Here is a 25,093-nt window from a genome sequence, read left to right on the forward strand (position 1 = left end):
CCGTCGCATGTGGAGCCCCCGTGTTCACAGCTTCTTCCAAGATTCGGCGAATCATGGGCCATGACAATTGATCTATGCAAGATCTTGATCTTTATGCGTTCGTCTGCGTACCCTCCGCCGGTGCCGCAAAAGTCAAGGTCAAGCCGTGGTACGTGGCATCGGCCACGAGCCCTCCTCACCCAGGGGCGTGGGCGCTTCGTCGCCGGTGGACTGCTCGTCGCCGTCGTCGCCGGGATCGCGACCTGGACGCTGTGGCCGGACCCTGCACCGCGTCAGCGGGAATACCTGGACGCAACCGCCTGCCTGCTCACCGACCAGGACGGGGTCACGAAGGAACCCGCCACCTCGGTCTGGACCTCCATGCAGCAGAGTTCGGTGACGACCCAGGTTCGTGTGCAGAACCTGTCAGTCAGCGGCCCGCAGACACCCGAGAACGCCGAAGGCTTCGCCAACTCCCTGACCGGCAGCGGCTGCCAGGTGATCATCGCGGTCGGCGATGCGCAGGTTACGGCCGCGACCAAGGTCGCCGGAACGAACCCCGAGGCCAGGTTCATCACCGTGGACAGCGGAACCGCCGCCGCGAACGTCCAGGTGGTCAGCGCCGGCTCCCTCGGCGACCTGCGAAACAGCATCGAGGCGAAGCTCGCAGAATTGGCCGAAGCCGCATCCTGACCCGCCCGCCCGACGCACCCGGACGGCGACAGAAAGCGAAGGCGTATCGCAACGATGTGATCCCGAGGCTTTAACGTTCTCGGACATGGCACATGACTTCACCGTGGTGTTGCGCGGTTACGACCCTTCTCAGGTGGACAAGGCGTTCGCGGAGGCGCAGCAGGCCGCCGCTTCTGGCAGCCCCGCCGCCCGGGCGGCCGCCCGCGACACGCTGGCGAACACGACGTTCGAGGTCGTCCTGCGCGGCTACGACCGTGATCAGGTCAGCAAGGCGGTGGCGGAGGCGGAGTGGGCCCTCGCCGAGGACGGCGAGTCCGCCCGGCACGCGCTGATGGACGTCAAGTTCGACGTCGCCCTGCGCGGCTACAACCGCGTTCCGGTGGACACGGTGCTCGCGGAGGCGCGGCGGGCCCTCGCCTCGGACAGCGAGTTCTCCCGGGCGGCCGCCCGCGACGCGCTCGCGAACATCACCTTCGACGTCGCCCTGCGCGGTTACGACCGCGGCCAGGTCGACAAGCACGTCAGCCGGCTGCTCCAGGCGTTGACCAAGCCGCGATAGCCCAGGCGGCAACCGCGCTTACGACGGGAGGAGCGCGGCCGCCTCCCGGGCGAGTTGCAACTCCTCGCGCGGCTCGACGACCAGCACGGGGACCGTGGCGCCCGCCGGGCTGACCGGGCCGTCTGCCTCAGGGTCATCGACGACCGGCAGCGGTACGCCGAGCAGCCCCAGCCCCGCACAGACGTCGCGCCGCACCTCGGGCTGGTCCCAGCCGATCTCGCCGGTGAAGACGAGCGCGTCGAGCCGGTCGAGCGACGTCGCGGCGGCCGCGATCTCCCGGCGGACCCGGTGCGTGAACACGTCCAGCGCGGGGTCGCCGATCAGCTCGCGGGTGTCGCCCGAACGCCCGCCGGACAGGCCCAGCAGCCCCGATCCGTGGTAGAGCCCGTCGCTCAGCTCCTCGCGGGTCAACCGGCCGTCGAGCAGCCACAACAGCATTCCCGGGTCGATCGCGCCGGAGCGTTTGCTCATCGGGACGCCGTCGAGCGGGGTGAAGCCCATCGACGTGTCGACGCTGCGGCCGTCGCGGACCGCGCAGACCGAGGCACCGCCGCCGAGGTGGGCGAGGACGACGTGGAGTTGCTCGGCGGGGCGGTGCAGCAGCTCGGCGGTGCGACGCAGCGCGTACGCGTAGGACAGCCCGTGGAAACCGTAGCGCCGCAGCCCCCACCGCTTGCGCCACTCCTCCGGGAGGGCATAGGTGGCCGCGTGCTCGGGGAGGGTCGCGTGGAAGGCGTTGTCCGGGCAGACCGCGTGGGGGACGTCCGGCAGCAGGTCACGCAGCGTGTCCAGCAGCGCCAGCGCTGGCGGCACGTGCAGCGGGGCGAGGTCGGCGACCTTGTCGAGGCCGGCCCTGAGCTCGTCGTCGACGAGGGTCGCCTGTTTCACGAGGTCCCCGCCATGGACGAGCCGGTGCGCGACGATGCCGGGCTTCTCGTGGCTTCCGACGAACTCGGCGACAGCCTCGCGGGCCTCGTCCGAACCCGGCGCGCCGGAGATGTCCCGGCGGTCGCCGTCGATGACGACGAGGTGCAGGCTGTTCGATCCCGCGTTGACGGTCAGGACACTCACGACTTCAGCGCTTTTCCAGGGCGCGGATCAGCTCCGCCTTGGTCATCGTGGAGCGGCCCTCGACGCCGCGGTCGCGGGCCTCGGCGTACAACTCGGCCTTGGAACGCTCGGATCGTGAGCCGCCCGGATCGCGCGGCTTGCTGGACGACTTCATGCTCTTGGTGGGTTTGCCGAGTTCACGCCAGCTCTTCTCGGACACGTCCACGCCGAACTTGCGGGCGGCCCGCTGGATGCGGCGGAACGCCTCGTCGCGCTCGTCGTCGCTGGCGTCGCGGACCTGGTCGAAGCGGGCGAGCGCGTTGCGGACGTGCTTCGCGTCGCTCAGCGGCTCCTTGCGCAGCCGCGGGAAGGCGAACTCGCTGTCCGGCATCGCGTTGCGGTCGGCAGCGTCCAGCGGGGCGGTCTTCTTCTTGGCCATGGACTCCTGCATACCCATCCGGCCGGAATGCAGACATCGACGGTTATCGACGGTAGGGTGCTGCAGGAAAGCGCATTCCTAGAGGAGGGGACGCGATGAAGATCGTGCTTGCCGTGCTGGCCTCGCTGCTGGCCGCCCCGGGGACGCCGGCCCGGCCGATCCTGTCCCCCGCCGAGGCCGCGCCGTTCACCGCCGCCCAGTACCTCGGCTATTCCGGCACCTACGCGAGCCCGATCGCGGACCCGTGGCGCCCGGGTCCGATTCGCACCCCGCGGCACCCGGATTTCGTGGCCGACCCGTCGACCGGCATTCAGGAAGCGGTGAACGCCGCCTATCGCGCCGGTGGCACGCGACGCCTCTACATCGCGGTGCGGCCCGGGACGTACACGGGAACGGTCTTCATTCCCTCCGGCACACCACCGCTGACCATCTTCGGCGACGGGCCGGCCCACAAGGTGAATCTTGAATTCACCGTCGATGCCACGATCACCCCGGCGCAATGGGCCGCGCAGGTCAACGCCGACGGGCGGTACACCGAGGGCGACCCCGCCTGGCCGATGTTCCAGTCGTGCGCCACCAAGACCACCGCCACGGCCGCGCTGTGCGCCACGGTGGTCTGGGCGCAGAGCACGGATCTGCAGCTCAAAGGACTGACGATCACGAACACGCTGCTGGACACGGTGGACCGCGGCACGCATCAGGCGCTCGCGCTGCGCACCGACGCGGACCGCACGCAACTGGAGAACATGCGCCTGATCAGCCGGCAGGACACGTTCCTGGCCAATGCCGACGACGTGAACCGCATCGCGCGCGTCTCCGTCCGGCATTCCTACATCGAGGGCGACACGGACTTCGTCTTCGGACGGGCCGCCGCGGTCTTCGAGCACGACGAATTCCGGCTGGTGTCGTCACGAAAGGCATCCGGGGGTGTCATCTTCGCCCCCAACACCCACCCCCTCTTCCCGTACGGCTTCCTGGTCACCCATTCCCGCATCGTCGCCGACGCCGGATATCGGGCGGCGCCCACCGGACACCTCGGCCGCGCCTGGGATCAGGGGGCGAGCGCGACCGGTTATCTGCCCGGCAGCACCCCGAACGGCCAACTCGTGATCCGCGACAGCTGTCTCGGCGCCGGTTTCGACACCGCGAACCCGTGGGCCCCGGCCGCCACGACCGCGCGCCCGTTCGTGGCCCGGGTCGACGAGGGCCGCGACCTGAACGACGTCAACCACAACCGCCTGTGGGAGTTCCGCAACCACGGCCCGTCCGCCGGCTGACCGACCTCAGGACTGCTGGTAGGTGACCGCCGCGAACCCGCACGACGCGTGGACGTGCAGGTAGTACGCGCCCTCACCGAACTCGTAGAGGTCGGCGCCGCCGATCAGGCCCACGTAGTTCATGACCAGGCCGCAACCGGGGCACGCGGGGTGCTCGGCGTCCTGGATCCACTGCGGATGACCGCCCAGCGTCGACCCGCCCGCACTCCACGCGCCCGCCCGGAACGGGTTCGAGCGGGCGCGCCCCACCACCGGCAGCAGGGACGGCGGCTCCTCCGGACGGGAGTTGACCTGCAGGAAGCTGGGCCTGGTGTTCCCGGCCCACCACGTGCTCCCGCCGTCCGGCGTGACCTCACTGAACAGCGTCGTGTAGCAGGAGCAGTAGAAACAGGTCCGGAACCTCAGGCGGCCGGCCCAGCCGGTGTGCGCCAGCGCGGGCTCGGAGCCGTCCAGGTCGGCGGCCGTCCACAGCGGCGAGGAGCACCACGGGCACTCGGGGTTGAACTGCGGCGCCGGCGCCTCGCGCGGCTGCCACTCGTGGGCGACGTCCCCGCACAACTCCCGCCGGCTGCCGTCGGGGTCGATCGTCCAGCCGCCCTCCTGGGCGTACTCCGGCATTCCGACGTGCAGCAGGTCCGCGCCGGGCGGCGGCCGGTCCATCCACCGGCGCATCGCCTCGTAGGCGAGCTGATGCCGGCTGTGCGCGAGCACGAACAGGCACCGGCCGATCAGCTCGGGCTCCTCCCCGGCGTCGACCAGCGCGACCACCCGGGCGACCACGTCGGCGCCGGCCGCGCGGTACATCGTGCCCGGCCAGAGCACGCCCGCGTCGAGCATCCGCCCCAGATACGGCCGCAGGCGCTCCGGCTCGGCGTCGGCGATCTCGGTCAACTCCTCGATCGCGTCGTCGTCGTCCGCAGCGGCTCTGCCGATCAGCTCGTCGATCACGCCGGCATTATCCAGCACACCCGCGCCTGCTGTCGGCGAGCCCGCTCGTCAGGCAGGCCGAGTGGATGCGCCGCGCCGGCCGCCGCCGTTGCGGTCGACTCCGGGCCTTGCGGGGCGTCGATTCAATACGACCGCGGGAGCCCCAGCGAGAACTGGGCCACGAAGTTCAGCGCCATCTCCCGGCTGACCGGCGCCATCCGGGTCAGCCGTGACGTGGCGAGGGCCTGGACGAGCCCGTACTCGGTGGCGAGCCCGTTGCCGCCGTGCGTCTGGATGGCCTGGTCCACGGCGGCGCAGACGGCCTCCCCGGCCGCGTACTTGGCCATGTTCGCGGCCTCGCCGGCGGCCTTCAGCTCACCGGCGGCGTGCAGCGCTGCCGCCTTCTGGGTGAGCAGCCGCGCCGCCTCGATCTCGATGTGCAGTTTCGCGAGTGGATGGCTGATCGCCTGGTGGGCGCCGATCGGCACACCCCAGACCGCACGTTCCCCGGCGTACGCGACGGCCTTGCGCAGCGCCCAGCGGGCCATCCCGGTCGCCGACGACGCCGCCATGATCCGCTCCGGGTTGAGTCCGGCGAACAGCTGGTCGAAACCGGCCTCCTCGCTGCCGATCAGCGCGTCGGCGGGCAGTCGCACGTCGTCGAGGAAGAGGGTGAACTGGTCCTCCGGCGCGACCAGCCCCATGTCGATCTTGCGATGGGTGAAGCCGGGGGCGTCGGTCGGGACCATGAACAGCGACGGGCGCCCGCCGACCCGGGCGACGATCAAGACATGAGAGGCTTCGTCAACCCCGCTGATGTACGTCTTCGAGCCGCTCACGATCCAGTCGTCACCGTCACGCCGGGCCTGCGTGGCGATCTGGTGCGTGTTCGACCCGGCGTCCGGCTCGGTGATCCCGAAGACGTACGTCGCCGTGCCGCGCGCCAGGCCGGGAAGCCACCGCTGCTTCTGCTCGGCGGTGCCGAACCGGGCGATCACCGTGCCGACGATCGCGGGTGACACCACCATGAGCAGGAGCGGACAGCCTGCGGTGGCCAGCTCCTCCAGGACCGCGGCCAGGTCGCCGATCTCGCCGCCGCCACCGCCGTACTCCTCCGGGATGGACACACCGAGGTAGCCGAGCGCGGCGGCCTCCTGCCACAGCTCGGTGGTCTTGCGGCCGTCCCGGGCGGCGGCGTAGAAGTAGTCCTCGCCGTACTTGCGGCCGAGGCGGGCGACGGCGTCGCGCAACTCCCGCCGCTCCTCGGACTCCACGAACGCGGTCACGACGACTCCTCGGGCTCGACGAACGCGGTCACGACGACTCCTCGATCACGGCAAGTACCTCACCGGCGGCGACCTGCCGCCCGACCTCGACGGCGACCGAGGAGACGACCCCGGCGGCGGGCGCGGTCAGCGTCTGCTGCATCTTCATCGCCTCCAGGACGACGATCGGAGCACCCGCCGCCACCTGATCACCTTCGGCCACGTGCAGTGCTACGACGAGGCCCGGCATGGACGCCAGCAGCGATCCCGCGGCCAGGTTCGCCGCCGGATCGGCGAACTTCGGTACGGCGTGCAGGTCGAACGATCCCGCCGGCCCGTCGACGTCCACCCCGCCGTCGGCGACCGTCACCCGATAGGTCTCCCGCACCCCGTGATCGTCGAGGATCACGTGGTCCGCAGCGGCCGACTCGATCCGCACGCCGGGCAGCCACGACGACTCCAGCCGGCCGCCCCGGCCCGCATAGGTGACCCGGTGTTCGACGCCCGCGTGCCGGAACGTCCGCACCCGCTCCTGGCTGGGCACGTTCCGCCAGGCCACCGGCATCCGCGCCTGAACGCCGGCGGACGTCGCGGTCCGGACCGCCGATCCCAGCGCCGCCGCGAGCGCCGCCTTGCGGACCGCGTGGTCCTGCCCGGCGCTCGTCCACGCGGCGAGTCTGCGGTCCAGCAGCGCCGTGTCGACCCGCCCCGCGACGAAGTCGTCGTCGGCGAGGATGGCCCGCAGCAGCGCGAGGTTCGTGGTGATCCCGTGCAGCACGCCGCGGCGCAGCGCGTCGGCGAGCAGGCGGATCGCCGACGCGCGGTCCGGCCCGTACGCGATGATCTTGGCAAGCATGGCGTCGTAGCGAACGCCTACCTCGCTGCCGGCCTCGACCCCGCTGTCGACCCGGATGCCCGGCGCGCCGAAGTCGAACGCGCGCAGCCGGCCGGTCTGCGGCGCGAACCCGGCCGCCGGGTCCTCGGCGTAGAGCCGCACCTCGATCGCGTGCCCCCATGACGGCGGCGGCTCCGCCGGCAGCGCCCGCCCCTCGGCGATCGCCACCTGCCAGGCGACCAGGTCGAGCCCGGTCACGGCCTCGGTGACCGGGTGCTCGACCTGCAGCCGGGTGTTCATCTCCAGGAAGAAGATCCGGTCGCCGTCGACCAGGAACTCCACGGTGCCCGCGCTCCGGTAGCCGACCGCCTCGGCCGCCGCCAGGGCGTGCCGGTGCAGCTCGGCGCGCACGGTGTCCGGCAGGCCGGGCGCCGGCGCCTCCTCGACGATCTTCTGGTGCCGGCGCTGGACCGAGCAGTCCCGGTCACCGGCCACCCAGATGCGCCCGTGCTGGTCACCGAGCACCTGCACCTCGACGTGGCGGGCCTGCGGCAGGTACGGCTCGGTGAAGACGGTCCCGTCGCCGAACGCCGACTGCGCCTCGGCGGAGGCCCCCGCGAGCTCGGACCGCAGCGTCCCGGGATCGGTGACGACCCGCATCCCGCGACCGCCACCACCGGCGGCGGCCTTGATCAGCAGCGGGAACGTGTCGTCCCCGTCGAGCACCGGCACGCCCGCGGCGGACACCAGCTTCTTCGCCCGGATCTTGTCGCCCATCGCCTCGATCGCGTCGGGCGTGGGACCGATCCAGATCAGCCCGGCGGCCTCCACGGCGCGGGCGAACCCGGCGTTCTCCGAGAGGAAGCCGTAGCCGGGGTGGACCGCGTCGGCGCCCGATCTGCGGGCGGCCTCGACGATCTGATCGATGTTCAGGAAGGACTCGACGACGACCGCGGCATCCGCCTCGGCCGCATGGAGGTCCGACATCTCGGCGTGCACGGCGACGGTCTCGACACCCAGCGCGCGACAGGTCCGGAAGATGCGGCGGGCGATCTCACCCCGGTTCGCGACGAGCAGCTTGCGGATCATCACAGTCGGAACACCCCGTAGCCGCGGGCGCCCTGGACGGGCGCGTTGTGGATGACGGACAGGCAGATGCCGAGGACGGTCCGGGTGTCACGCGGGTCGATGACGCCGTCGTCGTAGAGCATCCCGGAGGTGAAGTACGCCAGCGACTCCCGCTCGATCTGCGCCTCGATCATCGCCCGGGTCCTCGCGTCGGCCTCCTCGTCGTAGGGGCGCCCGGCGGCGGCAGCGGCCTGCCGGGACACGATCGACACCACGCCCGCGAGCTGCGCCGGGCCCATCACTGCGGACTTCGCGCCGACCCAGCTGAACATGAACCGCGGGTCGTAGGCGCGGCCGCTCATCCCGTAGTTCCCGGCGCCGTAGGACGCGCCCATCACCACCGACAGGTGCGGAACCGCCGAGTTCGACACCGCGTTGATCATCTGGGCGCCGTGCTTGATGATGCCGCCCTGTTCGTATTCCTTGCCGACCATGTAGCCGGTCGTGTTGTGCAGGAACAGCAGCGGCGTGTCGGCCTGGTTGGCGAGCTGGATGAACTGCGCGGCCTTCTGCGCCTCCGCGCTGAACAGCACCCCTTGCGCGTTGGCCAGGATCCCGATCGGGTAGCCGTGCAGCTGCGCCCACCCGGTCACCAGACTTGTCCCGTAGAGCGGCTTGAACTCGTCGAACTCACTGGCGTCGACGATGCGCCGGATCACCTCGCGCGGGTCGAACGGGATCTTGAGGTCCGCCGGCACGATGCCGAGCAGTTCCTCCGGATCCTGCGACGGCTCGTCATAGGACGCCCGGGGCGCCGGGCCAAGCTTGCGCCAATTCAGCCGCCGTACGATCTGACGTCCGATTCTGATCGCGTCGGCCTCGTCGGCGGCCAGGTAGTCCGCCAGCCCCGACGTCCGCGCGTGCATCTCCGCCCCGCCGAGCGACTCGTCGTCCGACTCCTCGCCGGTGGCCATCTTCACCAGCGGCGGGCCGCCGAGGAAGACCTTCGCCCCGCCCGCGACCATGACGACGTAGTCGCTCATCCCGGGCACGTACGCGCCGCCCGCCGTCGAATTGCCGAACACCAGCGCGATCGTCGGCCGCCGATCCGCGCTCGCCTCGGTGAGCCCGCGGAAATGCCGGCCACCCGGGATGAAGATGTCCTTCTGCGTGGGCAGATCCGCGCCGCCCGACTCGACCAGGTTGATCGTGGGCAGCCGATTCTCGGCGGCGATCTGCGCGGCGCGGAAACTCTTCTTCAGCGTGACCGGGTTGCTGGCGCCGCCCCGGACGGTCGGGTCGTTGGCGACGATCATGCACTCGACGCCCTCGACCACGCCGATCCCGGTGACCACCGACCCGCCGACGGTGAAGTCGGTCCCCCACCCGGCGAGGGTGCTCAGCTCCAGGAACGGCGCGTCGTCGTCGATCAGCAGCTCGATCCGTTCCCGCGCGGTGAGCTTGCCGCGCCGGTGGTGACGGTCGACGCTCTTCGCCCCGCCTCCGGCGAGCGCGGCGGCATGCTGCTCCGCCAGGTCAGCGATCCGCTCCAGCATCGCTGCCCGATGGTGCTCGTACGTCGTCACAGCAGCTCCGTCGGTATGTCGGCGTTCCGCGCGCGCAGCCACTCGCCGGTGGCCTTGGCCTGCGGGTCGAAACGGGTGGAGGCGGCGACCCCGTCGCCGAGCAGGCCGTCCACGACGATGTTCAGCGCGCACAGGTGGGGAAGCCGATGAACGGTGACGTCCAGTGGACCGGTCTCCGGCAGCAGGTCCCCGACCCGATCCGCGTCGAGCCAGTCGCGCAGCCACTCGTACGCGTCGCGTCGCCGCGGATGCCCGGCCGGGATCCACACGCCGATGTTGGCCGTGCCGCCTTTGTCTCCGGAGCGCGCGTGCACGAGCCGTCCCAGCGCCACCCGCTCCGTCCGCCCCGCACCCTCCCGGCTGGCGCTCACGGCTGCTTGCGGGGTCCCGGAACAGCCCTCAGTGCCAGCCGGGCCCGGCGGGCGGACGGCGGCGGGCGCGTCGTCCCGGCCGGCACTCACGGCACCTCCGGGACGACCCTCAGCGCCGGCTGAGCCCGGCGGGCGGATGGCGGCGGGGTCCCGGCTGGTCATCAGGGGTGTGTCCGGGGGTGGGAACGACACCTGAGGACCAGCCGGGTTTTCGCCGCGCGCTGCCGGGCCGGGGGGCGGATCGGCAGGTGGGGGCGCGGACGTATGCGGCGGGGGTGCGATGTGGACCGCGGTGCCGTCGGGAAGGACGGCGACGTGCGGGACCTCGGACTGCGGGACGTACGTCGCCGTGAAGATCCCGAACGGGGTCGCGTCGGCCGGCGGCGTGGTGACGTGGAATCCCGGGTACGACGCGAGGGCCAGCTCGACCGCGGCGCCGCTGAAGGCGCGGCCCACGACCTGTGGATCGGGATCCTTCGCGTGGCAGCGGAGCAGGGCGGACGCCTCCGACTGGGTGGCCGGGTCGGTGCGGTCGGTGCGGACCAGGTCCCACGTGAGCTCGGCCGGCCGGGCGGGAAGGGCCGCTTCGAGCTGGGCCCGGACCCAGGCGGCCTTCTGCTCGATGTCGAGGCCGGTCAGGACGAACGTCATCGCGTTGCGGAAACCAGCGACCCGGTTGACGCCGACCTTCGTGGTGGCGGGCGGGGGCTCACCCCGTACGCCGAACAGTTTGACCCTGTCCGTGTCGTCCTGAACGAGTTGGACCGTGTCGAGGCGGGTCGTGACATCCGGGTTGAGGTATCGCGGAGAGTCGATCTCGTAGACGAGTTGCGCGGTCACCGTGTCCTGGGTGACCGCGCCCCCGGTGCCGGGGTGCTTGGTGATGACGACCGTTCCGTCGGCGCTGATCTCGGCGATCGGGAAGCCCAGCGGCCGGCTGACGTCGATCGTCGTGAATCCGCTGAAGTTGCCGCCGGTGGCCTGGGCGCCGCATTCCAGGACGTGGCCGGCGGCGATTCCCGCGGCGAGCTCATCGAGGTCGTCGTGGGTCCAGCCGAAGGCGGCGATGGCCGGCCCGAGGGTGAGCGAGGCGTCGGTGACCCGGCCGGTGACGACGATCTGCGCGTCACTTCTCAACGCCTCGGCGATGCCGAACGCCCCGAGATAGGCGTTGCCGGCGTCGCTCTCCACGTGCGCGACGCTGAGCGCCGGGTCCAGGGCGATGATCGCCGTGCGCAGAGCGCGCGGGTTGAGCCCACCGGCGTTCGTGACGACCCGGACATTGCGCGATTTGATGAGATCGAGGCAGTCGGCGAGTTGGCGCAGGAACGTCTTGGCATACCCCAGATCGGGGTTCTTCTGCCGGTCACGACCGAGAATGAGCATGGTCAGCTCGGCCAGGTAGTCCCCGGTCAGATAGTCGAGCGGCCCGCCCTCGATCATCTCGCGCATCGCGGAGAACCGGTCACCGTAGAAGCCGGAGCAGTTGCCGACGCGGATGGTGCGCACTTCAGCCCGGCCCTCCCCCTGCTGGCGACGGGAGTCACGTTAGGCAATCTGACAAAATTGTCAAGGACGCTCGCGGAGCCCGATCGCCGCCGCCCACAGCTTCGACATGTGGTCGACCACGTCGTCCTCGTCGAGCGGCTCGCGCAGGGAGTAGATGACGTGCGCCATCTGCTCGACCATCGCGCCGAGCACGATCGCGGTCATCCGCGGGTCGAGATCCTGATTCGCCAGACCCGCCTCCTGCAGCCGGCGCAACCCCTCGGCGCCGCGATGCACGTAGAGCTCGCGCACCTCGAGCAGCAGTTTCCGCAGCGTGTCGTCCTCACCGGCGCCCTGCTCGACCAGCCGGAGCACGCGCGACGCGTTGCGCCAGGCGCGCAGATAGCCACGATTCGAGGCGACGATCCGGACGTACGGGTCGTCAGCCGTCTCCGGAGCGACCAGACTCTCGGTGAACATCTGGTCGGCCACCGTACGGACGATGCTGCGCAGCAGGTCGTCCTTGGACTCGAAGTACGTGTAGAACGTCCCGTAGGAGACGCCGGCCGCCGCCGCCACCTGCTCGGGCGTGAACCCGGCCCAGCCCCGGGTCTCCAGCAGCTCCCGGCCGGCCGCGAGCAGCGCGTCCCGGGTCCGCCGGCCCCGCGCGGTCACCGGGGCGGTCGGCGCGGGATTCGTTCGTGATCGGCCCATGGTCCTCATCATCGCTTCCCCCGGGCGGGACGGCCCGAGCGGACGTCAGGAGGTGGTGAACGGACCGAAAACGACAGGGACGCCGGGCGAGTAGAGGACGCTGGCGGGCTCGGCGGTGATACCCGGCAGCCCCGCGGCGGCCAGCAGGGAGTCGTCGAGGTCGAGCAGGGTCGCCCGGTGCAGCGGCCAGCGCGGATGATCGTTGGCCAGGTGGCGGGTGCGGCCCCACGCCCGGGTGTGCAGCCCCCAGCGCGCGGTCAGGAAATGCTCCAGCGGGCTCGGCTCCGCGATCGGATCACCGACCCGGATGCGCATGCGGTTCGTGGCGCTGCGCGGGCCGGGCCAGCGGCGCTTCGAGACGTACGACAACTCGTCGCCCCGGCGGGTCATCCGCATCCGCGCCCACATGTACGGCAGTCGCAGGCTCACCCGGGCGACCAGCACCGGGAGGAGCCGTTCCGCCTCCAGGGAACGGAAGACCACCGCCCGGCGGCCCTGCGCGTCGACGCTGTAGAGCCGGACGTTCGTCTCGCAGAACGTCCCCAGATACGGCACGCCCGGCCCGCCGAGGAAACCGACCCGTTCCATCCGGAAGCCGATCACCCCCGCGTACGTGACGCCGTCGATCGTGTCGGGCCGCGTCCCCGGCGGCAGCAGCGGCGCGACCCGCTCCGGCTCGACAGCCCAGTGCAGGAACGCCAGATCCGTCCAGCGCTGCCCGAGAACCGCGCGCGCCACCGGCCGTACCGTCTCCGCCGTGATCTCTTCGACAACCATGAGAACAAGATTGCCGTACGGGCGGTGATCAGTGGTCCAGCCAGCCCAGATCCTTCGGCGTGAACCCGATCGGCGGAAGAGCGGCCTGTTCGGCGATCCTGGTGAGATCGCCGAGCGTGATCCCCTCGCCGGTCAGCGTCATGACGCGCCCCTGCCCGAGATCGACGACCAGGTAGGTGAGGCCGTGACCGGCTGCGTCGGTGCGGACCGGGTGACGGGCCGGACGGCCGCGAACCGTCAGTTTCTCGCCTCCGGCCGGGGCCTCGGTGACCGTGCCGACCACGACCGACACCGAGCTGGAGTCGGCGACGCTCTTCTCCGGTCCCGGGGAGGCGACGGGGCTCCGACCTGCGGTGATCTCGTACCGCCAGGCTGCCGCGCTCGGCCCACTGATCGTGACTCCCCCGGTCTCCCAGCCGTCGGGCAGCCACCCCAGCAACACCGGAACGGACGTGAGCGCGAGTGCCGGACCCACCGACCGGGCCATGCGGAGCAGGTCCGCCGCGATGACCTCGACATGACTCGTGGAGATCATCAGGACCGTGTCGTAGCCGGCCACCCAGGCGAGGGCCGCTTTGCCATCGCCCCGGGACGGCGAGAACCATCCCTCGGCGCCGTTGATGTCGACCTTCTGCCCGGAGGTGTCCAGCGTTCTTGCGGGGTCCACCACCTCGGTGCGAATGGTCAGTGCGATCGATGCGCCGCTCCAGGGGTCACCAGCGCCGGCCTGCTTCTTCCATACCCGTGTCAGGCTCTGGCCGGACGGGCCGGCGGAGTCGGCCTGCCGGATGCTCTCGCTGAACCCGGACGGGATCCAGGCCGGTCCGTATCGTATAGCGATCATGCCTAGCTGGGCGGCGCCCGTGGGCGTTACCAGTACCCCGGGCGACAGACTCGGTGCATCCGCCACCACGGCGGGCTCCGGGACGCTGCCGCGCAAGGCGACGACAGGGACGGTGACAGCGACAACGACGGCAGCGGCGGCCATCGCGGCGCCCAGCACCCCGAACTGACGGCGACGGCGGGCCCCTGCGGCGCGCTGCGGCAAGGCGGCCAGGAGGCGCTCGGCGGGGACGGCTCGGTCGGCCTGGCGCTCCTGGGCCGTACGGACAAGGTCTTCGATCATCGCGGCAGCTCCTCGGCGGTCACGAGCGTGGCCGGCAACGCACCCTGCAGGGTGGCCAGCGCACGCGCGAGGTGGGTACGGACGGTGACCGTTCGGCAGCCGAGCATCTCGGCGATCTGCTCGACGGCCAGGTCCTCGTAGAAGCGCAGGGCGATCACCGCGCGCTGCCGTGGCGGCAGGGTCGCGATCAGCCGGAGCATCGCGTCCCTCTCGTCATGGTCCGCGGCCAGATCTCGCGTCGCCGGCAGGAACCCGTCGAGGGTCTCCGCGGTGACCGGGATGGACTGCGCGGCCCGGCGCCGCCGCCACGACAGGAACTCGTTGACCACCATGCGCTTGACGTAGAGTTCCGGCGCGTCCATCCGGCCGATCCGCGACCAGCGGGCCTGCGCCCGGACGAGGACGTTCTGGGTGATGTCCTCGGCCAGGTGCGCGTCCCAGGTGACCACGGTGGCGTAACGCACCAGGTTGCCCAGCCGGGTCGATACGAACTCTTCGAACGTCACGCCCGGAAAACGCCTCCACCGCCGTCGATTGATGACACGCCCGCCGAGAATCTCGAGAATCAGTAGCGGCCGCACCGTTTGGGCCCGCCGAAGCATGTCCGTGCGGACCGCTATGGTCCGGACTGTGTCCGACAGTCACCGCACGGTCAACCGGGTCGATCTCCACTATCCGCCGTTCCCCCTGGAGTTCGGCGTTCAGCAGGTCAAGGGCTGCTGGACGGTGCAGGCGAGGCGGGTCGCGGCCGCGGAGATCGCCGACCTGGTGGCCCGTGCCGCCCGGCAGACCATTGTGGTGCTGGACATCGCGACCACCAGTTTCCTCGATGACGACTATCAGCAGTGGGCGCCTTCCCGGATCGCCGCCCACCAGGGGGTCGACTGCGCGGTGCACGACTTCGGCGCGCTGGCCACCGGCGTTCTCGGGCTCAGCCAGGAGGCCCTGGTGATCCAGTCCGATGATCTCCCCCGCTTCCTCGATGGCTGGTACCCGTATGAGTTGACGCTGGTCGGGCTGGCCGAGCCGCCGAGTTCGCCGGAACTGGACGAGATCGGGCTGGCGGTCGGCACCGCCGACTTCACCCGGCCGTTGCTGCCGACCCTTCCCGGCTGTCACCTGTTCTCGTCGGGTCATGACGACACCCATCTCTGGATGGAGTCAGCCGATCCGGGTGTCGCCGCGGCCGTGCTCGGCCGGCAGCTCGCCCTGCAAGGCCTGGCAGCACTGGTGGAGGTGGCGATGCCCGGCCCGCCGCCGGCAAGCACGGCGGAGGAAGGCACGGCGGAGGAAGGCACGGCAGAGGCAATCACCAGGATGGAGCTGGAGGACAAGCTGAGGACGACGGTGGCAGATCCGCCCGGTGACCTCGTCGCCGCGCTGCTCGACCGGAGTTCCGGATGGGCCGGGCAGTTCATCACCGCATCCGCTGAGCTGGTCACGATCGGTCTGACTGCCCTCCCGGCGCGGCGGCGGCTCGGCGATCCGCTGCCGGGCGGGACCGATCTCGTCGCGATCTACGACGTGGCAGCGGCGAGCTGGCAGTTCGACGGTTCACCGGCCACCGGCTGAGCGGCAGCCGGGCACCGGCGGAGGTCTCCGGCGGCTGCGTCACGGCGAACGCGTCACGCCTGGTCGAAGAGCGCCAGCGTCTCGTCGATGCGGACGCGGGCCCAGTCGTAGTTCTCCGTGCCCGGGAAGTGTCGGTACGCCGTTTCGATCGTCATGATCAGGGCGAGGTAGAGGCAGTAGAGGCGGCGCCGCACGCGTTCGTCCGGGGTGGCCGGGCCGCGGCCGTAACCGCGGATGAAGGCGGACGAGTCCCCGTACGCCGGGATCTCGCTGCCGGTGAAACCGGCCTCGATCAACGGGTCGCCGAAGAACGCCCGCTCGTGGTCGATGATCGCCACGATCCGCCCGTCGCGGACCATCACGTTGTTGTCCCACATGTCCCACTCGACGAACCGGGGTTCGGTCACCTCGTCGAGGGTGTGGGCGTGGGCCGCGATCGCCGCGCGCACCGCCTCGTACGGGTGGCCCAGGTCGACGTCGCGGCGTTCGCCGTCGCGCAGCACGCCCTCGATCATGTCGAGGAAGGCGGCGCGCCAGGTCGGGAAGCCCGGCCCGTCGAGCGGGCCGAAGTGCGGGCCGGCGACGGCGTTGAGCGAACGGTTCAGTGCGCCGAGCGTCTCGTTGAACGTGGCGCGCTCCGCCGGCGAGTGCTTGCCGCGCAGCATGCCGAGGTTGTCGCCGTCGACGAACTCCATGAAGAAGTAGTCAGCGTCGCACAGCTCGTGGCTGCGGTCGGCGAAGTGGACGGCGGGCACCGGCACGGCGGTCTGCTCGCGGATCAGTCGCAGCGCGGTCAGCTCGGTCGCCATCGCGCCCCGCTCGTAGGTCATCACCTCGATGTGCGGCGGTGGCGCGATCTTGAGGACGACCTCGCGGCCGGAGCGCAGCCGCATCCGGTACGCCACGTTGAACCAGCCGTGCCCCAGCTCACTGCACCAGTCGTCGCCGGCGGGCGCCTCGCCGGGGCCGTAGGCGCGCTCGACCATCGCGCGCAGCACGACCGTGCTCTGCCGGTTCTTGGTGATGCTCTCCATCGCGGGCTCCCCGTGTTCGGCCGACCGGGGAAGAGGCCGACCGGGGAAGAGACTATCGCCGGGAGACGGCCAGGGCATTGACGGCGACGACGATCAGGATGCCGAGCCACTCGTGCGGTCGCAGCGCCTCACCGAGCAGGATCAGGCCCGCCAGCGCGGCGAAGACCGGATGGACGCTCATCACGACACCGAAGAAGCGCGGCGGGACCCGGCGGAGGGCGACCAGATCCACCGCGTACGGGATGACGGAGCTGAACACCCCGGCGCCGGCCGCGAACAGCAGCGACGCGCTCGTCATCCGGCCGGAAGTGATCAGCCACGCCAGCACCGGCAGGGACAGCAGCATGGACACCGTCGTCGCCGCGGCCGGCGCCTGCAGCCCGGGCAGGCGGCGCCCGAGCAGACGGTTCAGCAGGATGTAGGACGCCCAGCACCCCGCCGCGAGCAGCCCGCACCCGATCCCGGCCCAGTCGCTGCCACCCCGCGGCAGGACGAGCACGTACACGCCGATCCCGGCGCCGAGCGCGCAGACCAGGTCGGCCCGGGTCCGGGAGCCGGCCAGCGCCACCCCGAGCGGCCCGAGGAACTCCAGGGTGACCGCCAGCCCGAGCCCGATCCGATCGACGGCGGTGTAGAGGCTCAGGTTCATCGTCGCGAAGACGAGACCGAGAAGGATCGTCGGCCACCACTGCGGCCAGCGGAACCGGTGCAGCGGCGGGCGGCCCACCGGCAGCAGCACGGCGGCGGCCACCAGCTGCCGGACGGCGACGACCCCGGCCGGGCCGATGGTCGCGAACGCGTGCGCGCCGACGGCAGCGCCGGCCTGGTTGCTGGCCGCGCCGGCCATCATGGTCACGAGCCCGCCGCCGATGCCGCGACCGGCGCGGGTCGTCGCGGGAGCCTCGAGTTGTGCCGTCATGCCGCTCATCGAAGCCCGCGGGGACACCGGGAGGGAAATGACGACCGCGCACGACTTATACGCTGAGCGCATGGATCTGCAGTTGCGTCACCTGCGGGCGCTGGTCGCGGTGGTCGACGCGGGCACGTTCACCGACGCCGCGGCCGCGCTGAACACGTCCCAGGCCGCGGTTTCCCGCTCCGTCGCGGCGGCAGAGCAGATTCTCGGCGTACGTCTGCTGCAGCGCACCACCCGCCACGTCAGCCTCACCGGCACGGGCGCGCACGTGCTGGCCGGCGCCCGGCGTGTGCTCGACGAGATCGCGCACCTGCACCGGATCGCCGAGCAGTCGCGCACCGAGTTGCGGGTCGGCTACGCGTGGGCCGCGCTCGGCAAGCACACCCGGCGCCTGCAGCGGGCGTGGGCCGGCGTACAACCCGGGATTCCGCTGGTGTTCGTCCACACCAACAGCGTCACGGCCGGGCTGAGCGAAGGCGCCGCCGACGTCGCGGTTATCCGCACGCCGCTCGACGATCCACGGTTCGCGTCGGCGCGGGTCGGCAGCGAGGCACGGTACGCGGCGGTCGCCACCGACAACCCGCTGGCGCGGCGGCGTTCGCTGCGGATCTCGGATCTCGCGCGGTACACGGTCGCGATCGACGCCCAGACCGGCACGACCACGCTCGATCTGTGGGATCCGGGGCCGCGCCCGCCGGCGGTCCGGCGCACCACCGGCGTCGACGAGTGGCTGACGCTGATCGCCGCGAACCAGGCGGTCGGGGTGACGTCGGAGGCGACCGCGAACCAGAATCCGCGCCCGGGTGTCGCCTACCGCGTGCTGCGTCAGGCGCCGCCGATCCCGGTCTGGCTCGCCTGGTGGCGCGACGATCCCCCGGGACAGCTCGGCGACCTCGTCCGGCTCAGCCGCGAGGCGTACGGGGAATCGGAGGTCACTGCGGCAGATGTCCCCCGGCCAGGACGACGATGACACCGGCCGCGGCGGCGGTCAGCAGGGTCAGGACCGGACCGCGGCGCAGGCCCAGGGTGAGAACGGCGGCGCCGGCCAGCACGGCGTACTGCCACGGTTCGCTCAGGGCGCGGATCAGCGGGACGGCCGAGCCGAGGATCGCGCCGATCGCGGCGGGACCGGCGCCGTCGAGGAACGCCCGGACCCGCCGGTTGCCGCGGAGCCGGTCGAAACGGTCGGCGCCGACCAGGATGAACGTGAAGGACGGGCTGAACGCGACGGCGGCGGCGAGCAGACCCCCGCCCAGGCCCGCCGCGGCGTAGCCGACCACGGCAACGGTGTGCACCACCGGGCCGGGGGTGATCTGGCCGAGGGCAACGGCGTTCAGGAACTGCGCGGCGGTCATCCAGTGGTGCTGGCCCACCGCGTCGGCCTGCATGAGCGGGATGATGACGAACCCGCCACCGTAGGAGAGTGCCCCGACCTTGAGTGCCGTCCAGGCCAGCGGGAGCAGCACGCCACCGCCGAGCCCGGCCGCCGCGAGCAGCGGGACGGCGCTCGCCGGTCGCCGGCCGGTCGCGGGCAGGCGCTGGGCCAGGATCTCGGCGAGGCCGCACGTGATGAGCAGCAGCACCAGCCACGGGCCGACGGTCGCCGCGGCGACCGCGCCGAGCACCAGGTAGACAGCCCACCGCACCCGGTGGCTCTGCTGAGGGGCGCGTCGCCACCCGGCGGGGACCAGACCGGCACCGGCCTGCAGGGCGATCGCGGCCACCGCCGCGCCCGCCCCCGCCCCGGCGGCCTTGACCCAGGTCGGCGGGTCGCTGAGGAACAGCGCGGCCAGGGCCAGGATCGCGATCAGCCCCGGCAGGATGAACGCGGCTCCCCCTGCCAGCGCGCCGGCCCGGCCGCGGACCCGCCAGGCGCAGAAGATCGCGAGCTGGGTGGAGGCGGGACCGGGCAGCAGGTTGCAGGCGGCGATGGCGTCCTCGAACTCCTGCGCGTCGAGCCATTTCCGGTCGTCGACGCAGAGTTTGCGGAACAGGGCGATGTGCGCGGGCGGGCCGCCGAAACCGACGCAGCCGATCCGGCCCCACTCCTTCAGGACGGTCCCGAGATCGGCACGGTGCTCGGTGGTGGGCAGCTCAGGCACCGGCGAACCGCACGCCGGCAGTGCCGTCATCGGCAGGGCTGGTCATGATGTCCTCTCCGAACGGTGGGCGAGATCATGCAGCAGGAAGTCGATGCGCTGGGCCAGCTCGCCGGCGACGCGCTCGAAGGCGGCCGGTCCGCCGGGGCCGGCCGCCGGGTCCGGCGTGCTCCAGTGCATCGGGCGGGGATGGCCGGGGAATTCGGGGCAGACTTCCTTGACCCGGTCGCACAGGGTGATCACGTGGTCGAACCGCTGCCCGGTGAACTCGTCGAGATGCTTGGGCGCGGCCCCGGACAGGTCGATGCCGCGCGCCGCCATGGCCTCCACCGCGGACGGATGGACGGGCTTGGGGCGACTCCCGGCGCTGAAAGCCTCCACGGCCCCGACGGTGCGGTCCCGCAGCAGGGCCTCGGCCATCTGCGACCGGGCGCTGTTGCCCGTGCACAGGAACAACACCCGGCCCGTCACGGCGGCGACCGGCTCGGGACGGGCGAGCCGCAGGCCGGGGTGCAGCGCGGCACCGGCGCCGGAGAGCAGGTCCCGGCAGCGGGTCAGGTCCAGCGAGTAGTAGGTGTCGCGGCCGTCGGCGTTGCTGCGCCGCGTCGTCACCAGGTCGGTCTTGCGCAGCTTGCCCAGGTGGTACGACACGAGGCTCTGCGGCTGGCCGAGCAGCGCGGTCAACTCGCGCACCGCGAGGTCACCGTGGGCCAGCTCGCTGAGCAGCCGCCACCGCACCGGGTGCCCGGCGGCGGTCACGAACCCGGGAGGCGCGAGGGTGCCGGCTGCCTCTGACGTCACGCCCGCAGATTACATCAAATCGATTTGATGCAATAGCCGGAGGGCGGAGCTGACCGGCGGGTCCGGACATGGGACGAGCCCGGCCGCCGAAGCAGCCGGGCTCGTTGGCGCAGGACTCAGACCAGGTCGAAGCGGTCGTTGTCCATGACCTTGACCCACGCGGCGGCGAAGTCCTTGACGAACTTCTCCTTCGCGTCGGCGCTCGCGTAGACCTCGGACAGCGCCCGCAGCTGCGAGTTCGAGCCGAGGATCAGGTCGACCACGGTGGCGGTCCACTTGACCTGGCCGGTGGTGGCGTCCTGGATCTCGTAGACGTGCTCCTCGGACTCCGACGCCCGCCACTTGGTGCCCGGCGAGAGCAGGTTGACGAAGAAGTCGGTGGACAGCACGCCGACCTTGTCGGTGAGGACACCGTGCGCGCTGCCGCCGAAGTTGGCGCCCAGCGTGCGCAGACCACCGAGCAGGACGGTCAGCTCCGGCGCGGACAGGCCGAGCATGTACGCCCGGTCGATCAGCAGGATCTCCGGCTGGGTCTTCTCACCGGGGCGCAGGTAGTTGCGGAAGCCGTCGGCGCGGGGCTCCAGGAACGTGAACGCCTCGACGTCGGTCTGCTCCTGGGTGGCGTCGGTGCGGCCCGGGTGGAACGGGACGCTGATCGCGACGCCGGCGTCCTTCGCGGCCTTCTCGACGGCGGCGGTGCCCGCGAGCACGATCAGGTCAGCGACGGAGACCTTGACCGGCGACGACGCGTTGAACTCGGCCGCGATGCCCTCGATCGTGGTGAGCGCGGGGAGGACCGGCTGGTTGACCTCCCAGCTGCGCTGCGGCTCGAGGCGGATGCGGGCACCGTTGGCGCCACCGCGCTTGTCGGTCGACCGGTACGACGCGGCCGACGCCCACGCCAGCGCGATCAGCTCGCTGACGCTCAGGCCGGAGTCGAGCACCTTCGCCTTGAGGGTCGCGATCTCGGACTCGCCGACCAGCGGGCCCTCGACGGCCGGCACCGGGTCCTGCCAGAGCTGCTGCTCCGGCACCCACGGGCCGAGGAAGCGGGCGATCGGGCCCATGTCACGGTGCAGCAGCTTGTACCAGGCCTTGGCGAACGCGAGCGCGAACTCGTCCGGGTTCTCCAGGAAGCGGCGCGAGATCTTCTCGTACGCCGGGTCGACGCGCAGCGCCAGGTCGGTCGTCAGCATCGTCGGCAGGTGCTTCTTCGCCGGGTCGAACGGGTCCGGGATGATCGGCTCGGCGTTCTTGGCGACATACTGCTTCGCGCCACCGGGGCTGGTCGACAGCTCCCACTCGTAGCCGAACAGGATCTCGAAGAAGCGGTTGCTCCACTGCGTCGGCTTGTCGGTCCAGGTGACCTCGAGACCGGAGGTGATCGCGTCCTTGCCGGCGCCGGTGCCGTGCGTGCTCAGCCAGCCCAGGCCCTGCGCCTCGATCGGCGCGCCCTCCGGCTCGGGGCCGACGTGGTCGGTGGCGACCGCGGCGCCGTGCGTCTTGCCGAACGTGTGGCCACCGGCGATGAGAGCGACGGTCTCCTCGTCGTTCATCGCCATCCGGGCGAACGTCTCACGGATGAAGTGCGCCGCCGCGAGCGGGTCGGCGCTGCCCTTCGGCCCCTCCGGGTTGACGTAGATCAGACCCATCTCGGTGGCGCCGACGCCCTCGGCCATCGACTTCTCCGAGGCGTAGCGCTCGTCGCCCAGCCAGGTGTCCTCGGGACCCCAGAAGATCTCCTCCGGCTCCCACACGTCGACGCGGCCGAAACCGAAGCCGAACGTCTTGAAGCCCATCGACTCCAGGGCCACGTTGCCGGCCAGGACCAGCAGGTCGGCCCACGAGATCTTCTGCCCGTACTTCGCCTTGACCGGCCAGAGCAGGCGGCGCGCCTTGTCCAGGTTCGCGTTGTCCGGCCAGCTGTTGAGCGGGGCGAACCGCTGACCGCCGTCACCGGCGCCACCCCGGCCGTCCTGCAGCCGGTACGTCCCCGCGGCGTGCCAGCTCAGCCGGATCATCAGGCCGCCGTAGTGACCGAAGTCGGCCGGCCACCAGTCCTGCGAGGTGGTCAGGACGGTGGTGATGTCCTGCTTGAGGGCCTCGACGTCGAGCTTGGCGAACTCCTTCGCGTAGTCGAAGTCCGGCCCCAGCGGGTTGCCCTTCGACGAGTGCGCGTGCAGCACCGACAGGTCGAGCTGGTTCGGCCACCAGTCACGGTTGGTCCGCGGGCGGCCACCGGTCTTCGGCTCCGGCGAGGGGATCCCCGGGTTCTCGCTCTCGCTGCCGCCGTGGGCGGTCACGGAGTCATGGGCGACCGGGCAGCCGGAGGCCTTCGGGTCAAGGTTGTCGCTCATCTGGTTCCTTCTTCTTCCGGACGGGTCAGGCACTCGGGGCAGGTGCCCCAATAGACGACCTCCGCCTCGTCGATCACGAACCCGTGATCGTGCGAGGCGGTGAGACAGGGGGCGTTGCCGACCGCACAGTCGACGTCGGCGATCTCGCCACAGGAGCGGCACACGACATGGTGGTGGTTGTCCCGCACCCGCATCTCGTAGCGGGCGGTCACGCCGGCGGGCTGGATGCGCCGCACCAGACCGGTGTCGGTGAGCGCACGCAGCACATCGTAGACCGCCTGGTGGGAGACGGCGGGGTGATCGGCGCGGACCAGCGCGATCACCGTGTCGGTGTCGACGTGCGGGTGGTCCCGCAGCGCGGCGAGCACCGCCAGTCGTGGCCGTGTCACCCGCAACGAGACCGCTCGCAGCTGTGCCTCGAAGTCGGACGTCACCCGAGGAACCTTAGACCCCTAATCTGGAACCAATCAAGTTTTTGTGATCCTGCCGGTGTGTTGAAACCCGAACAAGAAATCCGATCCAGCGGTACGGGCCAGCCTCTCCCCCGACCGCAGCCTCCCCGCCCTTGGCACGGTGACGCGACGTCATCCCGGCGCCGGCCCGCCCGGCGCCCGCCGCCACCCCGGTCCCCTCCCCACCACGCACCGCTGCGCCAACCGCCCCGCCGGTCGGCTCCGCCTGCCGATCCCGGCCCGGGCCCGCTGCGCGCCTCCCGCCCCGGCTGGTGCTCACGGTGGTTGTCCGGCCCGGACAACCACCGTGAGCACCAGCTAGCCACCCCGCCGAGCCCCGCGACCCGGTGTGCCGCAGCGGCCTGGCGCCAGCCGGGCCGGGGGTGCGGCGCGCGGCGATCGGCGGCATGGCCCGGACCGCGTCCTCGTGTGCGGGAGCCTGACCGGGGTGTCGACGTCGCGGCGCCGGCACGAAGGGTCCGGCAACCCCTGTCCCGGCATGGTGGTGCAGCAAACTTCCGTGAACCTGCACGCGCCGGGCACCGACTGAACCGGGTGGAGGAGGGCCGATGGACGAGGAGTTGCTGGTGGTGCGGTGTCAGCTCGGTGAGCGTGACGCATTCGCCGCTCTGGTGCGGGCCTGGCATCCGGCGGTGGAGCGCTACGTCGCCCGGATGCTCGGCGGACCCGACGACGACGTAACGCAGGAGGTGTGGCTGGCGATCATCCGCGGGCTGCCCCGCCTGCGGCAGCCGGACCGGTTCGCGCCGTGGCTGTTCGTGATCGCCCGCCGGGCCGTGATGAACCGGCTCCGTGACGCCTACGCCACCCCGGAACAAGCCCTGGACGACACGGCAGGCGGCGACGTGGCGGACGGTGACGCGACAGGCGGTGACGCGGCCGACGCGGTGGCCGACCGGGAGCTGGTCGCCGGTGCGCTGGCCGCGCTGCCGGTGCGCGAACGCGAGGTGCTGCTGCTGTTCCACCTGGAGGATCTGTCGCTGCAGGCGTGCGCGCAGATCTGCGGGGTGCCGGTCGGCACGGTCAAATCGCGGTTGAACCGGGCCCGGCGGCTGCTGCGCCGGGAACTGGCCAGGAAGGGGTACGAGCAGTGACTCCCGAGGACGTGCTGGCGCGGCTGGCAGCGCCGCTGTCGGCGCGCAAGCGGATCGGCTACGTGGCCGTGGGGCTGGCCGGGCTCACCGGCAGCGCCCTGATCGGCCTGCTCTGGGCGACCGAGCCGGGGCTGCCGCCGCGCACCCGGGCGGCGTTCGCGGTGCTGATCACGATCGGTCTGGCGTGGGCGGGCTTCGGCGCGTGGGCGGTGTCGCGCCGCGCTCCCCTGTTCGCCCGGGACCGGGTCGTCGCCGCCTGGCTCGGCGTCGCCGCCTGGTCGCTGTTCACCGGCGGCGGCAGCGTGATCGCCGTGCTCCGGCATCGGATCGAGCCGGAGTTCGTCGCCGTCGCGCTCGCCCTGGGCGTGCTGGCCGCCGTGAATCTGCGCGCTGCCCGCCACGCCCGGGCCCGCCTGCTGCGACGCCGCGCGGAGCTGACCGGCAGGCCGGAGAAAACCGGCGGGCCAGAGCAGACCGGCAGGCCGGAACGGACCGCCAGGCCGAAGCAGACCGGCGGACCGGAGCAGGCCGGCGGACCGGAGCGGACCTGACGGGCGGGCAGAAACGGTCCACGGCCCGGAAACCCGGATGAC

24 protein-coding genes are annotated in these 25,093 nt (G+C 71.6%); 7 read left to right on the forward strand and 17 right to left on the reverse strand.

From position 1 onward, the window contains the following. Window positions 1-60 precede the first annotated feature (60 nt). Both Acy02nite_RS00075 and Acy02nite_RS00080 read left to right on the forward strand, forming a co-directional pair. Window positions 61-672, forward strand: coding sequence for a M48 family metalloprotease (locus Acy02nite_RS00075; protein ID WP_203737219.1), 612 nt, complete (start codon window positions 61-63; stop codon window positions 670-672). An 85-nt stretch (window positions 673-757) separates the two neighbouring features. Continuing rightward, on the forward strand, window positions 758-1,231 hold the full coding sequence (locus Acy02nite_RS00080) for a hypothetical protein (protein WP_203737220.1): 474 nt from the start codon (window positions 758-760) through the stop codon (window positions 1,229-1,231). Window positions 1,232-1,249: 18 nt separating this feature from the next. On the opposite strand, the gene Acy02nite_RS00085 is transcribed toward Acy02nite_RS00080, so the two are convergent. Together Acy02nite_RS00085 and Acy02nite_RS00090 are read right to left on the reverse strand one after the other, a co-directional pair. Then, window positions 1,250-2,302 carry an acetate/propionate family kinase gene (locus Acy02nite_RS00085; protein WP_203737222.1) on the reverse strand — a complete coding sequence of 351 codons (1,053 nt, stop codon included), beginning with the start codon at window positions 2,300-2,302 and terminating at the stop codon, window positions 1,250-1,252. A 4-nt stretch (window positions 2,303-2,306) separates the two neighbouring features. Beyond that, on the reverse strand, window positions 2,307-2,720 hold the full coding sequence (locus Acy02nite_RS00090; protein WP_239173980.1) for a DUF6582 domain-containing protein: 414 nt from the start codon (window positions 2,718-2,720) through the stop codon (window positions 2,307-2,309). 95 nt (window positions 2,721-2,815) lie between these two features. On the opposite strand from Acy02nite_RS00090, the gene Acy02nite_RS00095 reads away from it, so the two are divergent. After that, window positions 2,816-3,997 carry a putative acyl-CoA thioester hydrolase gene (locus Acy02nite_RS00095; protein ID WP_203737224.1) on the forward strand — a complete coding sequence of 394 codons (1,182 nt, stop codon included), beginning with the start codon at window positions 2,816-2,818 and terminating at the stop codon, window positions 3,995-3,997. Window positions 3,998-4,003: 6 nt separating this feature from the next. Here Acy02nite_RS00095 and Acy02nite_RS00100 read toward each other — a convergent pair whose 3' ends face one another. From Acy02nite_RS00100 to Acy02nite_RS00140, 9 genes are all read right to left on the reverse strand, one after another. Continuing rightward, window positions 4,004-4,945 (reverse strand): hypothetical protein, encoded by a 942-nt coding sequence (locus Acy02nite_RS00100; RefSeq protein ID WP_203737226.1) that lies wholly within the window; start codon window positions 4,943-4,945, stop codon window positions 4,004-4,006. A 122-nt stretch (window positions 4,946-5,067) separates the two neighbouring features. Further along, complete coding sequence (locus Acy02nite_RS00105) at window positions 5,068-6,210, reverse strand: acyl-CoA dehydrogenase family protein (RefSeq protein ID WP_203737227.1); 1,143 nt, start codon at window positions 6,208-6,210, stop codon at window positions 5,068-5,070. Between the two features lie 28 nt (window positions 6,211-6,238). Continuing rightward, entirely contained in the window at window positions 6,239-8,113 is a 1,875-nt protein-coding gene (locus Acy02nite_RS00110) for an acetyl/propionyl/methylcrotonyl-CoA carboxylase subunit alpha (RefSeq protein ID WP_203737552.1), read from the reverse strand. Beyond that, window positions 8,113-9,648: an acyl-CoA carboxylase subunit beta gene (locus Acy02nite_RS00115; protein ID WP_239174018.1), complete on the reverse strand. Its 1,536-nt coding sequence runs from the start codon at window positions 9,646-9,648 to the stop codon at window positions 8,113-8,115. Before Acy02nite_RS00115 ends, Acy02nite_RS00110 begins: the two co-directional genes overlap by 1 nt. A gap of 26 nt (window positions 9,649-9,674) precedes the next feature. Next, window positions 9,675-11,501, reverse strand: a complete 1,827-nt coding sequence (locus Acy02nite_RS00120; protein WP_239174020.1) for an acyclic terpene utilization AtuA family protein — start codon at window positions 11,499-11,501, stop codon at window positions 9,675-9,677. 117 nt (window positions 11,502-11,618) lie between these two features. Beyond that, window positions 11,619-12,251, reverse strand: coding sequence for a TetR/AcrR family transcriptional regulator (locus Acy02nite_RS00125; protein ID WP_203737237.1), 633 nt, complete (start codon window positions 12,249-12,251; stop codon window positions 11,619-11,621). Window positions 12,252-12,296: 45 nt separating this feature from the next. Further along, window positions 12,297-13,028 (reverse strand): YqjF family protein, encoded by a 732-nt coding sequence (locus tag Acy02nite_RS00130; protein ID WP_203737239.1) that lies wholly within the window; start codon window positions 13,026-13,028, stop codon window positions 12,297-12,299. A gap of 28 nt (window positions 13,029-13,056) precedes the next feature. Further along, window positions 13,057-14,154 carry a hypothetical protein gene (locus tag Acy02nite_RS00135; RefSeq protein ID WP_203737240.1) on the reverse strand — a complete coding sequence of 366 codons (1,098 nt, stop codon included), beginning with the start codon at window positions 14,152-14,154 and terminating at the stop codon, window positions 13,057-13,059. Beyond that, window positions 14,151-14,660, reverse strand: a complete 510-nt coding sequence (locus Acy02nite_RS00140) for a SigE family RNA polymerase sigma factor (protein ID WP_203737242.1) — start codon at window positions 14,658-14,660, stop codon at window positions 14,151-14,153. The genes Acy02nite_RS00135 and Acy02nite_RS00140 overlap by 4 nt, the downstream gene beginning before the upstream one ends. A 124-nt stretch (window positions 14,661-14,784) precedes the next feature. On the opposite strand from Acy02nite_RS00140, the gene Acy02nite_RS00145 reads away from it, so the two are divergent. Beyond that, window positions 14,785-15,726, forward strand: coding sequence for a hypothetical protein (locus Acy02nite_RS00145; protein WP_203737244.1), 942 nt, complete (start codon window positions 14,785-14,787; stop codon window positions 15,724-15,726). Window positions 15,727-15,779: 53 nt separating this feature from the next. Here Acy02nite_RS00145 and Acy02nite_RS00150 read toward each other — a convergent pair whose 3' ends face one another. Next, on the reverse strand, window positions 15,780-16,760 hold the full coding sequence (locus Acy02nite_RS00150) for a phosphotransferase family protein (RefSeq protein ID WP_203737246.1): 981 nt from the start codon (window positions 16,758-16,760) through the stop codon (window positions 15,780-15,782). A 52-nt stretch (window positions 16,761-16,812) separates the two neighbouring features. Then, on the reverse strand, window positions 16,813-17,679 hold the full coding sequence (locus Acy02nite_RS00155) for an EamA family transporter (protein ID WP_203737248.1): 867 nt from the start codon (window positions 17,677-17,679) through the stop codon (window positions 16,813-16,815). Between the two features lie 70 nt (window positions 17,680-17,749). Here Acy02nite_RS00155 and Acy02nite_RS00160 point away from each other — a divergent pair, with 70 nt between their 5' ends. After that, a complete protein-coding gene (locus Acy02nite_RS00160; RefSeq protein WP_203737250.1) occupies window positions 17,750-18,646 on the forward strand; it encodes a LysR family transcriptional regulator in 897 nt (298 codons plus the stop codon). On the opposite strand, the gene chrA is transcribed toward Acy02nite_RS00160, so the two are convergent. From chrA to Acy02nite_RS00180, 4 genes are all read right to left on the reverse strand, one after another. Beyond that, window positions 18,609-19,778 (reverse strand): chromate efflux transporter, encoded by a 1,170-nt coding sequence (chrA, locus tag Acy02nite_RS00165; RefSeq protein WP_239173982.1) that lies wholly within the window; start codon window positions 19,776-19,778, stop codon window positions 18,609-18,611. The genes Acy02nite_RS00160 and chrA overlap by 38 nt on opposite strands. A 42-nt stretch (window positions 19,779-19,820) precedes the next feature. Continuing rightward, window positions 19,821-20,576 (reverse strand): metalloregulator ArsR/SmtB family transcription factor, encoded by a 756-nt coding sequence (locus Acy02nite_RS00170; protein ID WP_203737254.1) that lies wholly within the window; start codon window positions 20,574-20,576, stop codon window positions 19,821-19,823. Between the two features lie 116 nt (window positions 20,577-20,692). Beyond that, on the reverse strand, window positions 20,693-22,933 hold the full coding sequence (gene katG / locus Acy02nite_RS00175) for a catalase/peroxidase HPI (RefSeq protein ID WP_203737256.1): 2,241 nt from the start codon (window positions 22,931-22,933) through the stop codon (window positions 20,693-20,695). Continuing rightward, window positions 22,930-23,367, reverse strand: coding sequence for a Fur family transcriptional regulator (locus Acy02nite_RS00180; protein WP_203737258.1), 438 nt, complete (start codon window positions 23,365-23,367; stop codon window positions 22,930-22,932). Before Acy02nite_RS00180 ends, katG begins: the two co-directional genes overlap by 4 nt. 587 nt (window positions 23,368-23,954) lie before the next feature. Here Acy02nite_RS00180 and Acy02nite_RS00185 point away from each other — a divergent pair. Together Acy02nite_RS00185 and Acy02nite_RS00190 are read left to right on the forward strand one after the other, a co-directional pair. Then, window positions 23,955-24,500, forward strand: a complete 546-nt coding sequence (locus Acy02nite_RS00185) for an RNA polymerase sigma factor (RefSeq protein ID WP_203737260.1) — start codon at window positions 23,955-23,957, stop codon at window positions 24,498-24,500. Beyond that, complete coding sequence (locus tag Acy02nite_RS00190; protein ID WP_203737262.1) at window positions 24,497-25,051, forward strand: hypothetical protein; 555 nt, start codon at window positions 24,497-24,499, stop codon at window positions 25,049-25,051. The genes Acy02nite_RS00185 and Acy02nite_RS00190 overlap by 4 nt, the downstream gene beginning before the upstream one ends. The last annotated feature ends 42 nt before the right edge of the window (window positions 25,052-25,093 follow it).

Source organism: Actinoplanes cyaneus (assembly GCF_016862095.1).
Taxonomy (GTDB): Bacteria; Actinomycetota; Actinomycetes; order Mycobacteriales; family Micromonosporaceae; genus Actinoplanes; species Actinoplanes cyaneus.